Origin of the sequence: Pseudomonas sp. CP-1, assembly GCF_021213715.1 — a bacterium.
Lineage (GTDB): Bacteria > Pseudomonadota > Gammaproteobacteria > Pseudomonadales > Pseudomonadaceae > Pseudomonas > Pseudomonas aeruginosa.
Window position 1 is genome coordinate 1 of the sequence record NZ_JAJQKY010000021.1, and the last position, 11393, is coordinate 11393.

General features: G+C 69.2%; 10 protein-coding genes. All 10 read right to left on the reverse strand.

What is annotated here, in order from left to right:
* Positions 1 to 195: 195 nt before the first annotated feature.
* The 10 genes from LT948_RS27605 to LT948_RS27650 all read right to left on the reverse strand — a co-directional run bounded on the left by LT948_RS27605 (position 196) and on the right by LT948_RS27650 (position 11183).
* Positions 196 to 732: an HIT family protein gene (locus LT948_RS27605; protein ID WP_033995814.1), complete on the reverse strand. Its 537-nt coding sequence runs from the start codon at positions 730 to 732 to the stop codon at positions 196 to 198.
* A gap of 42 nt (positions 733 to 774) precedes the next feature.
* Positions 775 to 2415, reverse strand: a complete 1641-nt coding sequence (locus tag LT948_RS27610; RefSeq protein WP_010794068.1) for an alpha/beta hydrolase — start codon at positions 2413 to 2415, stop codon at positions 775 to 777.
* Complete coding sequence (locus LT948_RS27615; RefSeq protein WP_011666695.1) at positions 2412 to 3623, reverse strand: MFS transporter; 1212 nt, start codon at positions 3621 to 3623, stop codon at positions 2412 to 2414. Before LT948_RS27615 ends, LT948_RS27610 begins: the two co-directional genes overlap by 4 nt.
* A 1-nt stretch (position 3624) precedes the next feature.
* On the reverse strand, positions 3625 to 3813 hold the full coding sequence (locus tag LT948_RS27620; protein WP_003088166.1) for a hypothetical protein: 189 nt from the start codon (positions 3811 to 3813) through the stop codon (positions 3625 to 3627).
* Positions 3810 to 4961 carry a PepSY-associated TM helix domain-containing protein gene (locus LT948_RS27625; RefSeq protein ID WP_033995817.1) on the reverse strand — a complete coding sequence of 384 codons (1152 nt, stop codon included), beginning with the start codon at positions 4959 to 4961 and terminating at the stop codon, positions 3810 to 3812. The genes LT948_RS27620 and LT948_RS27625 overlap by 4 nt, the downstream gene beginning before the upstream one ends.
* A gap of 40 nt (positions 4962 to 5001) precedes the next feature.
* Positions 5002 to 7416, reverse strand: a complete 2415-nt coding sequence (locus LT948_RS27630) for a TonB-dependent receptor (RefSeq protein WP_023122565.1) — start codon at positions 7414 to 7416, stop codon at positions 5002 to 5004.
* Between the two features lie 208 nt (positions 7417 to 7624).
* Positions 7625 to 8575 (reverse strand): FecR domain-containing protein, encoded by a 951-nt coding sequence (locus LT948_RS27635; RefSeq protein WP_023108110.1) that lies wholly within the window; start codon positions 8573 to 8575, stop codon positions 7625 to 7627.
* Positions 8572 to 9078: a sigma-70 family RNA polymerase sigma factor gene (locus LT948_RS27640; protein WP_003088185.1), complete on the reverse strand. Its 507-nt coding sequence runs from the start codon at positions 9076 to 9078 to the stop codon at positions 8572 to 8574. The genes LT948_RS27635 and LT948_RS27640 overlap by 4 nt, the downstream gene beginning before the upstream one ends.
* A gap of 91 nt (positions 9079 to 9169) precedes the next feature.
* The gene (locus tag LT948_RS27645) at positions 9170 to 9850 is read right to left on the reverse strand and encodes a hypothetical protein (RefSeq protein WP_033995818.1); all 681 of its coding nucleotides are present in this window, start codon (positions 9848 to 9850) and stop codon (positions 9170 to 9172) included.
* 106 nt (positions 9851 to 9956) lie between these two features.
* A complete protein-coding gene (locus tag LT948_RS27650) occupies positions 9957 to 11183 on the reverse strand; it encodes a DUF2599 domain-containing protein (RefSeq protein ID WP_003112111.1) in 1227 nt (408 codons plus the stop codon).
* Positions 11184 to 11393 lie beyond the last annotated feature (210 nt).

An 11393-nucleotide genomic window follows, 5' to 3' on the forward strand; every position in this document is an offset into this window, starting at 1 on the left:
CACCGCTACCTGCAACCGTGACGACACCGCTGCGCCGGCGTTTCACGGCGGATATGCGTCCCGCGGCCCCGTAGTCGGGCCGTAGGGCGAATAACGCCACCGGCGTTATCCGCCGCTGCGCCGACGTTTCATGGCGGATAACCGCAAGCGGTTATTCGCCCTACGCGGCCTTGGAGCCCATCCAACCGCACGCGGTCATGCGCCCTGCGCGGGCTCGGAGTCCGGCCCAGGCGATGTTCGGGGTTGGACGCCGTAGCCGAAGGCCCGGCGCAATCCGGCGATCGCCTGTTGCCGATCCATGCCGCGCACGGCCGGCGGATCGGCGCGTTCGCAGAACTCGCGCCAGACGAACAGGGTCAGCTCGGCGCCATCGGTAAGGGGTTCGGCGGTCGGCACGCCGAACTGCTGGAACGTCCGGTAGCGCGTGTCCTCCCAGAACAGTTCCTCGACCCAGTCGTACAGTGGAATCAGGTGGAAATGCACCGGCAGGCCGGGCATGTGGCCGTAGCGGCCGACATAGATGCGTCGCGGCCGCAGCAGCGCGTCCATTTCGCGCTCGACCCTGGCCAGCAGCGGCCCGAATTCGGCGAGGGCTTGTTCCGGCAATTGGTGGAAGGCCGTCGCCGGTTGCCGCGAGCCGAGCATGCAGTAGCCGGGCAGGGCCGAGTCGATCCGCTGGTTCAGCGTCCAGTGGCGGGTCTGGTGGATGATCAGCTCGGGCGGGATATGCATGGGGCGGCGCTCCGCAGATGGGGCGCCCACTGTAACCCGTCGTCAGGGAAGATCCAGCCCGGTCTTGCGCCGTTTCATTTCGTCGATGCGTTGTCGCAGCGCCAGGCGCTGGGCTTCCGGCTTGGCCAGCCACCAGTCGCGCACCGCCGAGTTGTCGTAGCGCGTCAGCCAGGCGGGGAAGCGCGCCATCTGCGCTTGCGGAAAGTCGTTGGCGCGGCCGCGCAGGTAGTGATCGAAGAAACCCAGCACCAGGGCATTGGGAGCCTGGATGAGGACTTCCGTCGGTGCCGAGCCGAGCAGCCCGTCGCGCAGCGGCCGGCGGATGAACAGCGGATTGTCGGTAAGCCCGGCATGGGCCGAATCGCGCAGTACCAGGCGATGAATGTCCTGGCGCTGGCCGGCGTGCTCGAAGCGTTCGTAGGAAAAGTCGTTGAAGCTTCTCGGGCGGGCCGGCGGTTCGATGCCGAACAGCCGGTAGAAGTTGCCAAGGTCGGCGTGCAGCATCAGCAGCGGCGCCGGGAAATCGCTATCGAAGGGCGCGAAGTCGAAGTCGCCGCCGTCGAGGTTGACGGCCGCCGCGCAGCGTCGGTCGACCATGCAGACCGCGCCGGTGGTCGAGCCGCCGAAGGACATGCCCATCTCGCCGGTGTGCGCGAAGTCGCTGGCGGCCACCAGGTCGGCGACCCTGTCCGGGACCTCGCCGGCCTGCAGGCGGTCATGGACGAACAGGCGGTCGGCCAGCCATACCGGCGCGCTGAGGTTGACGGCGCGGTTGGCCGGGGCGGGCAGGTCGAGGGCGGTGTGCAACTGGCCGTCGAGGCGCTGGTCGAGATCGTCGCTGACATAGCCCTGGCGCATGGCCTGCGGCAAGCCGTCGTGGGCGGCCCGGCGCAGGTGTTCGACCAGCCCGGGGTCCATGGGCAGCAGCGTGCCGTCGGGCAGGCGGGTCGGCGACGCGTCGCCGCTGTGCTGGATGGCGTAGACCGCGTAGCCGTGGCTGGCCAGTTCTTCCATCAGGGTCCAGTTGCCGCCGGCGAAGGCGCTGTAGCCGTGGCTGTAGAACACCACCGGCAGGCGAGCGGAGTCGTCGCGTAGCGGGGCGTCCGGATAGGAATTGGTGCGCAGGTGCTTGAGGTAGGCGAGCAACGGCGGAAAGCCGAGTATTTCACCGAAGCCCCGCGCGGTGCTGCGTGCCTCGTCCGGGTCGAAGTAGTGGCGTGGTGCGGCGCCGGCGATCGGGCGCGCCGGGTACCAGGCACGTACCAGCAGGCGCCGCGGCTGCCCGGCCGGGGCGCCGAGCAGGCCGGGCCGGCTGGGGTCGTCCAGTTCGAAATCGCGCACGCCGACCGCATAGGGGCCGCTCGGCGCCGGTAGCGGCGCGACCGGGAACAGGTACAGCGCGGCGATTGCCAGCAGCACCAGCAGGCCGTACAGCGAACCGGTCCGGAACGGCAGGCCGCGCACGGGCTTCCGGCGCAGGCAGGCGCCGAGCAGCAGGGAGAAACCGGCGAAGGCGCCGACGCCGGCTTGCCAGCGGTCGTCCCATGCAGCGTACAGGCCGGCGCCGAGCGCCAGCGTCGAGGCGAGCGCCAGCAGGCCACGGCGGCCGGGCAGGGCGGGTATCCACCAGGCGAGCAGGGCCGCCAGCAGGGTCGCGACCAGCAGCAGGTCGACAGCGGTCATGGTGCTTCGCTCCTCGTTTCCACGGGGCGCGTCGGTTGGCTCGGCCAGAACGCCGCCAGCGCCAGCAGCAGACCGACCAGCGCGTAGGGGGCGCGGCTGTCCAGTTGGTGGAGCAGCGCGCCGAGCAGCGGCCCGCTGATCAGGCCGAAGCCATGTACGGCCACCAGGGTGCCGGCGGCGGCACCCTGTTCCTCGGCGCGCACGGCATTGGCGTTGAGCGCCGAGACTGCCGGGAACACCCAACCCATGCCCGCCGCGGCGACGAAGAAGGCCAGCCAGAGCAGCGGCGGCGAGTCGGCGAAGCACACGGCGGCGAAACCGATGGCGGCGACCAGCCCGCCGACCCGGATCAGTCGCGGCGGTGGCCAGTCCAGGCGGCGCACCAGGAGCTGGGCCAGGATCAGCGCGACGCCCACGGCGGTCAGGGCGATGCCGGCCACCCGCGCGGCGTCGGCGGAATCCAGGCGCAGCCGGTCGAGGGCGAAGAAGCCCACGGTGATCTGCGCCACGGTGACGCTGAACATCGCCACGAAGCCCACCGCCAGCGGCCGCCGCAGGCGGCGGTCGCCGATCGCCAGGGCGGCGCCGCGGTTCGGCTGGCGACGCTCCTCGCGCGGCAGCCAGCGCCAGAGCGCCAGCAGGGCGACCAGGGGCAGCGCGCCGGTGACCAGCAACGGCAGGACCAACCCGTGAGTCGCCAGCAGTCCGGCCAGCCCCGGCCCGATCACCATGCCTATCGCGCTGGCCGCGCCGAGTCCGGCCAGCGCCGCGGCGCGTCGTTGCGCCTCGACGTGATCGGCCACCAGTGCCGCCGTGCAGGCTGGCACCGCGGCGTAGAAACCGCCGGCGAGGCCGCGCAGGAGAACGATACCGGCGAAGGCGAGCAGGGTCGGCAACGTCCAGTGCAGGGCGAGCACGATGAACAGGCAGAGCGAGGCGTAGGAGAGGGCGAAGCCGGCCAGCCCGCCGAGCAGTATCCTCCGTCGCCCATGCCGGTCGCTGGCGATGCCCCAGGGCCGCGCCGCTAGCATCCAGGCGATGCCGCCGACGGTCACCGCGGCGCCGGCCTGCCAGGGCGCCAGGCCGAGCTTGCGGGCGAGCGGGCCGACCAGGGCGACGAAGGACATCACCGCGAGGGTGCAGACGAAGGTCTCGAACATCAGCGGACGCAGGTCCAGGGTGTTGGCGGAGGGCGGCGGGGTGGTCATCTCAGGGATTCCTTCGGGTTCGCGGCAGGCGCAGCCAGACCCAGCCGACCAGCACCAGCGGAGTGCCCAGGGCGAGCCAGGAGAGCAGGTCGTAGAGGCCGTCGCCGAGCAGCGCCGAGAGCAGCCCGAAGAGGCCGAGCAGGGCCAGCAGCAGGGGCCAGCGGAAGATCATCCAGAGACCGCGCCTCATGCCTTGCCCTCCGTCGCCAGGCTGCCGCCCGGCAGTTCCGCCAGGCGCTTCTCCAATGGCGTCTTGCGTCGGCCGAGCCAGAGGTAGAGACCGCTGGCGAGGATGACGATGCTGACGAGGTCGAGCAGCGCCCAGACGATCTTCAGCGGCATGCCACCGTAGTCGCCGAAGTGCAGCGGCTGCGACAGCAGGAGCGTCTTCACGTACAGCGGCATCTCGCGCATGTCGGTGAGTTCGCCGCTCTGCGCGTCGATCAGTGCCGGCTTCAGCAGGCGCTCGGTGAGCGGCGTGTTGCCGCGCATGAACACCGCATAGTGATGCTGGCTGCTGAACTGGGTGCCGGGGAAGCCGACGAAGCTGACCTCCATGTCCGGCGCCGCCCGGCGTGCCGTGGCCAGGGCCGCGTCGAGCGAGCCGAGGCGCTGTAGCGGCGGCGCGTCCTTGTAGGGCGCGGTCATTTCCGCCAACTGCCCGCCTTGCCAGAGCATCAGGATCGGCAGGGCCAGGGTGTTGATCACCCCGGTCACGCCGACCACCAGTACCCAGGACAGGGTGACGATGCCCAGCAGGTTGTGCAGGTCCAGCCACTTCAGGCGACGGCTGCGTTCGGCGCGTACCGTGGCGAAGTCCAGCTTGCGCATGAACGGCGTGTATACCACCATCCCGGACACCAGCGAGGCCACCAGCAGCAGGCCCATCAGGCCGAGGAACAGGTAGCCGGGCAGGCCGAGGAACAGGTCGGTGTGCAGCTTCAGCATCAGGTACATGAAGCCGCCCGGCGGCGGCAGCGCGTCGAAGAATTCCCCGGTACGCGCGTCGAACGGCTGCATGTGGCCGTTCTCCGGCGGCGGTACCAGGCTCGGCGCGCTGATCACCAGGCCCAGCGGGTCGTCCTTTTCGAATACCAGGAAGCGCACCACTTCGCCCGGCCGGGCGGCCAGGGCGCGGGCGATCACGTCGTCGTAATCGATGCGCGGCGACTCGGCAGTGAGCGGCTCGAGCTGCGGATGCGGCTCGAAGTAGTGCTCGATCTCCTCGTGGAAGATCAGCGGCAACCCGGTGAGGCAAAGCATCAGCAGGAAGATCGTGGAGATCAGGCTGGTCCATTTGTGCACCAGGTACCAGGTGCGCAGGGTTTTCGCGGTCATTGGCTGGTCATCGGCGGTTTCTGGTTATGGTGGGGCGGACTCAGAAGTCCGCCGTGAGGGAAAGGGAAAGGGTGCGCGGCGAGCTGATCGACAGGTAGCCGTTGGCTGCGGTCCAGTAGTCCTTGCCCAGCGCGTTCTCCAGGTTGGCGCGCGCCACCAGCGGCTTGCCGGCGACCTGGAAGGCGTAGGCGGCGCCGAGGTCGACGCGGTTCCAGTGCGGCACGGCGAGGGCGTTGGCGCTGTCCACATAGGCCGAGCCGGTGTAGATCCAGCGGCTGTCGAGGGTCAGTCCGTCGACGAACGGGGTGTCCCAGCTGACCCCCAGGTTGGCCTGGCGACGGGCCACGCCGGGCGCGTCCTTGCCTTCGCTGGCAGGGTCGCCGGTCTTGTTCTGCTCGGGCTTGATGTAGGTGGCGCCGGCCATCACCCGCACGCCGTCCAGGGGTTCGCCATAGAGGCTCAGCTCCACGCCGCGGTTGCGTTGCTCGCCGTCGGCGCGGAAGACGTTGCTGGCGTCGGTATAGGCGTTCGGTTTCCTGATCTCGAACAGCGCCAGGGTGGTGGTGAAGCCGCCCAGGTCGTACTTGGCGCCGATCTCGTATTGCTCGGCCTTGTATGGCGCCAGCACCTGGCCGGCGTTGGCCGCGGTCATCGGCGCCGCCTCGCCCTGGCTGAGGCCCTGGATGTAGTTGGCGTACAGCGACAGGTCCTGCAGCGGCTTGACCAGCACGCTGGCCATCGGCGTCCACACGTGCCGCTTGTCGTGGCTGGTGCGCGCGCCGCTGGTCTGGTCGTAGTTGCGCGACTCGATCTGCTGGCGGCGCACGCCCAGGGTGACCTGCACGCGATCCTCGAGGAACGACAGCCTGTCGGCCAGCGCCACGCCGCCGAGGTCGGTTTCATTGGTCTTCGGAATGCTCCCGTCGAGGCTGGAGAAGTCCGGCAGCGGCGTATGCGGCGAGGTCTGGTAGAGGTTGCCCGGCTGCATCCCGGTGAAGGCATAGACCATGCCCAGCCGTTCGTGCAGGCGGTTGGCGCTGAGCGTCCAGTCGTGGCGGAGCGGGCCGGTGTCGAAGTTGCCGCGCAGGCCGACCTCGGCGGAATAGGTGCGGCGGTCGCCGCGCTGGCGTGCCAGGCTGTTGACGATATCGCCCTGGTTGCCGACGAGGATGCTGTTGGCGGCGATGGTTTCGTAGTTGCTCTGGCGACCGCCGATGCTGGCGAACGCCGTCAGGTTGTCGGCGAGGTCGTACTCGCCGCGGTTGACCATGGAGTAATCCTCCTGGTCCAGGTAGGAATCGCGCAGGCCGAAGCGTGTCTTCGAGTCCGGGGCGTGGGGGATGTGAGTGGTTCCCGGGCCGGTCAGCAGCGGGCGCACCACGCCTTCCAGGCTTTCCTTCTGGTACAGCAGGTCGCTGGACAGGCGCAGGCGCTCGCCACGGAAGTCCAGGCCCAGGGAGAGCATGGGAAACTCGCGGCTCTGATGGTCGACGGCGGTATCGCCGTTGCGGTAGACGCCGTTGAAGCGCACGCCGAAGGCGTTGTTCTCGCCGAAGCGCCGGCCGATGTCGAGGTGAGTGCCGAGCTGGCTGCGCTGGGTCCAATCGACGCTGACGCGGGTCAGCGGCTGGTCGTCGGCGCGCTTGGGCACCAGGTTGATGGTGCCGCCGACGCTGCCGCCGGGGGAAATCCCGCCGAGCAGGGCGTTTGGTCCCTTGAGCACTTCCACGCGCTCGGCGAATTCGATCGGTACCCGCCAGAACGGCAGCAGGCCATAGAGACCGTTGAAGGCGACGTCGGCGTTCTGCACGCTGAAGCCGCGAATCGTGTAGCTGTCCACCAGGTCGCCGCGCCCGCCGACCACCCGCACCGACGGATCGTTGGCCTGTAGCAGGTCGGCGACGCTGCGCGCCTGCTGCTGCTCGATGGTCCTGGCGGTGTAGCTGGTGATGCTGAATGGCGCGTCCATCACGTCGGCGTTGCCCAGCATGCCCAGGCGCGCGCCACGGGCTACCTGGCCGCCGGCGTACTCGGCGGGCAGGGTCTCGGCACCGGCGGCCTGGGCGGTGATCAGCGAGGATTGCAGTTCCAGCGCGCCATCGGTGGTTGCCGGCACCAGGGTGTAGCTGCCGTCGCTGCGCTGCTGCAACTCCAGGCCGCTGCCCAGCAGCAGGCGGTGCAGCGCCTCGACCGGCGCGTAGCGGCCGCGCAGGGCGGCGCTGCGGCGACCCTCGGTGAGCGCCGGGTCGAACGCCAGGGACACCCCGTTGTCGCTGGCGAAGGCCGACAGGGTGCGACCGAGCGGGCCGGGGGCGATGTCATAGCTGCGCGCCGAGCTGGCGGCGGGCGCCTCGGCGGCAAGCAGGGCGGGGGCCGCTCCGGCGAGGGCGAGGGTCATGGCGGCGGCGTGGATGGCCAGGGACAGCGAACGGGGGCGAAGCGTGCGTACGGGCATGTACAGGGTTCCTCGTGGTCTCTGCGGACCTTGGGTCGGGGCGGATTCCTCTACTTGCCAGCCGAGAAGGAAAAAGGTCTCAGGTCGAGGCGGTTATTTTTCTGCGGAGCACGGTATGTCGATGGCAACGCCTGTTCCGGCGCAACGGCGGACGGCCTGCCGGGGTGGACGCGAGGGGGCGGTTGCCACGGGGATGGCGGCCGCGCCGTCACGCCGGTACCAGGCTGATCCAGTAGTCGGTCACCCCGCGCACCTTCAGCGGATAGGTGGCCTGCAGCATGCCCAGCGTGCGCCGCAGGTCCAGCAGCGGATAGGCGCCCGACACCGCCAGCCTGGCCAGTTGCGGGTCGCAGCGCAGTAAGCCGCGACGATAGCGGGCGAGTTCGGCGAGCACCTCGGCCAGCGGCATCCGGTCGGCCATCAGCATGCCGCGGGTCCAGGCGTCCGGCAGGCCGTCGAAGGCCAGCCGGCGCGCTTCGCCGTCGGTGCCCAGGCGCACCGACTCGCCGCTTTCCAGCCAGCGTCCGCGTCCGTGGAGCGGGCTCAGTTCGACCCGCCCGGCGAGTACCGCGACCCGGGTCGCGGCCATCTCCTGGCGTACGTTGAAGCGGGCGGCGCCGGCATGCAGTCGCGCTTCGGCGGTGGCGACGCGGAACGGACGCGGGTCGGCGCGGCTATCGACGAAGATCTCGCCGCGCAGCAGGCGTACCAGCCGCTGGCTGGCGTCGAAGGCCAGGTCCACGGCGCTGTCGGTGTTCAGGGTCAGCAGGCTGCCGTCGGGCAGGGTCAGGCGGCGCTGTTCGCCGACGCCGGTGCGCTGGTCGGCCAGCCAGTCGCGCAACGGCTCGGCCTGCCAGGTGGCGAGCCCCAGCGAGGCGCCGCCGAGGACCAGGGCGAGGTGCTTGATCGCGCGCCGCCGGTCCAGCCCGCGCTCGCGGCCGAGGGTCGGCAGGGCCAGCGCCGGCGGCAGTCGGCCGAGGCATTGCAGCAGGCGCTCGGCGCGCTCCCAGGCATGGGCGTGCTGTGGGCTGCGCTGCCGCCACTGGGCGCACGCCTGGCGCGTGTCGTCGGTGCAGCCGCTGTCCTGCAGGCGCACCAGCCACTCGGCGGCCTCGTCGAGGATCGGCGAGGGAATCCGGCCTTCGCCCGCGGAATTCATTCCATCAGCTCCAGGCACTGGCGGAAGGCCTGCTGCATGTAGCGCTTGACCGAGCCCAGGGACACGCCCAGGCGCTCGGCGATGGCTTCGTACTTCAGGCCTTCGATCTGCGCCAGGAGAAACGCCTGGCGGACCCTGTCCGGCAGGCTGCCGAGCAGGGCGTCTACTTCATGCAGGGTTTCCAGCACCATCAACCGCTGTTCCGGCGGCGGCGCGAGGTCTTCCGGGAGGTTGGCCAGGGCATCGAGGTAGGCGCGCTCCAGCGACTGGCGCTGGAACCAGTTGATCATCAGCCCCTTGGCGACGGTGGTCAGGTAGGCGCGCGGTTCGCGCGCATCCAGTACCCGGCGCGAGGCGAGCAGGCGGGCGAAGGTGTCCTGGGCCAGGTCGGCGGCGTTTTCCGCGCAGCCCAGGCGTCGCCGCAACCAGCCTTGCAGCCAGCCATGGTGGTCCTGGTAGAGATGGCTCACAGCGTCGTGCAGGGAGGCGTCGGCCGGCGGCATGGAGGGGATCGCTGTTGTAATTGAGAATGAGTCTCATACTACTTACAGCGAGGGCATGCCTACAAGTCCCCCGGATCGGCGGCGCAGCGTCTCAGGCGTTTTCCAGGCCGTACTGGAAGAAAGCCATGTCGGCCAGGCGTCTGGTGGGATAGAGGAGCCCCTTGCGGGCGGTCTCCAGGCGCGGGAACGACAGCCTTTCTTCGCCGATCAGGCGGTGCAGCGCGGTGAGGGTGCCGCCGTTGACGCTCGTCAGGCCCCGGCGTGGATACAGCGCGCGACAGGCGGCCAGGTAGTGGCGGTCGAGGGCGGGAAACTCGCCCCAGACGCCGAGCAGGATCTTGCTCTTCAGGGTGTCGGTCCAGCTCACCCGGCTGCTGAGGGCGTCCATCGACCCGAGTACCGTTTCCAGCAGCTTGCGGTTGTGCGCCAGGCGCGCGCCGTTGCCGGCGAAATCCACCAGGGACAGCTCGAAGAGTTCCGCTCCGGCACCGCTGAAGAGCTGCCGGGCCAGCGCTTTCATCAGGTCCAGGTTGCTGTTCTGCAGCAGTCCCGAGGAGCCACGGAACATGCCCCAGTTGGCCAGGTAGAAACCCAGGTGCAGGGCGGTGGTGTCGAGCTGTTCGGGGGCGGTCAGGTCGTCCCAGCTGCGACTGGGGTCCCAGACATACTCCCAGAGGTACTCCCAGGCCCTCAGGCGCGGGTATTCGTTGCCCGGGGCGGGCGCCAGGCTGGCGTAGTCGCGGTGGACATAGCGGGCGGCATCGAAAGCCATGCGTTCGTTCCCTGGCGGCTTGGAAAGACGGCATGGTAGAGCGTGTGATATCAAAAGGCCATATCGCTGTTCGCAGGGGACGCCGTAGCGCCCCCGCGGAGCGGCCTCAGGTGTTATTGCAGCCCTTGGCGATGGAGTCCTCGTTGGAGGTGTACGGCCGCGAGGGTTCCAGGTTCCACTCGGGCTTGTTGCGGGCGACGTTGAAGTGGCAGACCAGTTGTCGGCGCATGCTGCCGATATTGCTGTCGCGGTTGTCCGGGTTGTCCTTCCATTCGCTGTCCAGGTAGTGGTCGACCACCAGCTCGTTGAAGAAATTGTTGGTCTGGTTGTCCTGGATCTTGCGCCCGCAATCGGTCGGTACCACTTCCAGGGTCATGATCTTCTTCCTGAAGCCCGGATCGTCGCGCTCCACCCAGGTGGCGCTTTCCACATAGCGCTCGCAGGCATTCTTCTCGCTGGTCGGGTAGATCGCCTGCTTACGCCCGTCGTAGGCGAACTGCGCGTCCTGCTGGCGGGTCTGCGGCAGTCGCATGTTGATGATCGGGAGGAATGCCTGGACCGACTGATACCACTGGATCTGGTTGAGCCGAGCGCCCTCCAGGCCGGCGTCCTCGGTGTAGAACGCGGCGAGGATCGACGGCGACTTCGGCGGGTTTTCCTCCCACTTGGCCAGGCGCAGTTCGTTCTGGGTGGTGAAGGATTCGTCGGCGATCTGCGCCATCGCCCGGATGCTCTGGTAGAAGGCCGGGCCGGCGGCGGTATTGCGCTCGTCGCGGACGTCGAAGGAGCACTGCCGCGAATGGTCGCCGCGGTTCTGCCGGTAGTTCGCCGCCCACTGCTCGGCGGTGCTGACGTTGATGTCCTGGCAGGACTTCTCGACGCTGTTCGGCGTGCGCCGCGAATCGGTGCAACCCTGCTGGGCGCGGTCGTCGGTGGCGGCGTCGATGGGGAAGGAACAGAGCACCGCATAGTCCTGGTGGTCCTTCGGATTACCGAAGATGGTGTCGAAGATGAAGCCACTCTTCAGGCCATAGGCGAGCTTGCGGTACTTGGCGTCCTTGCGCAGGTAGGAGGCGGAGACGCCGCCGCTTTTCTGGCTCTTCGGACTGATGCTGTAGAACATGTAGTCGGTCGAAGGCCAGGTGGCGCGGAACAGCACGCCGGAACAGAGGAATGCCGGCTTCGACGGTCCGCCGCAATCCTGGCGGGTGTCGTTGTACAACTGGTTGAGCCGGGCGACCACGTCGTTGCCCCGGTCGGCCTGGGCCGCGGGTGTCAGCGCCAGGCCGGCGGCGGCGAGAAGGTAGAGAAAGGTGGATCTGCTTCCGTTCATGGGATGGACTCCACGCAGGTTCGAAGGAGCGGGCCGGGGGCGGCCCGGTTGGTCCCGATGGGGACGAGCGCGACGGGCGGATCGCGGGGGGATGAAGCGCTTGCGACGGCATGGCCGTCGGCGTTGGGACGTCAGTGGGACGTGGTGGCGCCAGTCTGCAACCGGGCGCTGCCGGGAATGCCGGGCGACCCCGGCGGGCGCTGGGCGGCG

What these genes read in the sequence shown, in the direction of transcription:
- LT948_RS27640 (WP_003088185.1), bottom strand. Translation starts at nt 9,078, where the DNA reads ATGCCGCCGGCCGACGCCTCCCTGCACGACGCTGTGAGCCATCTCTAC.
- LT948_RS27635 (WP_023108110.1), bottom strand. Translation starts at nt 8,575, where the DNA reads ATGAATTCCGCGGGCGAAGGCCGGATTCCCTCGCCGATCCTCGACGAG.
- LT948_RS27650 (WP_003112111.1), bottom strand. Translation starts at nt 11,183, where the DNA reads ATGAACGGAAGCAGATCCACCTTTCTCTACCTTCTCGCCGCCGCCGGC.
- LT948_RS27605 (WP_033995814.1), bottom strand. Translation starts at nt 732, where the DNA reads ATGCATATCCCGCCCGAGCTGATCATCCACCAGACCCGCCACTGGACG.
- LT948_RS27615 (WP_011666695.1), bottom strand. Translation starts at nt 3,623, where the DNA reads ATGACCACCCCGCCGCCCTCCGCCAACACCCTGGACCTGCGTCCGCTG.
- LT948_RS27625 (WP_033995817.1), bottom strand. Translation starts at nt 4,961, where the DNA reads ATGACCGCGAAAACCCTGCGCACCTGGTACCTGGTGCACAAATGGACC.
- LT948_RS27630 (WP_023122565.1), bottom strand. Translation starts at nt 7,416, where the DNA reads ATGCCCGTACGCACGCTTCGCCCCCGTTCGCTGTCCCTGGCCATCCAC.
- LT948_RS27610 (WP_010794068.1), bottom strand. Translation starts at nt 2,415, where the DNA reads ATGACCGCTGTCGACCTGCTGCTGGTCGCGACCCTGCTGGCGGCCCTG.
- LT948_RS27620 (WP_003088166.1), bottom strand. Translation starts at nt 3,813, where the DNA reads ATGAGGCGCGGTCTCTGGATGATCTTCCGCTGGCCCCTGCTGCTGGCC.
- LT948_RS27645 (WP_033995818.1), bottom strand. Translation starts at nt 9,850, where the DNA reads ATGGCTTTCGATGCCGCCCGCTATGTCCACCGCGACTACGCCAGCCTG.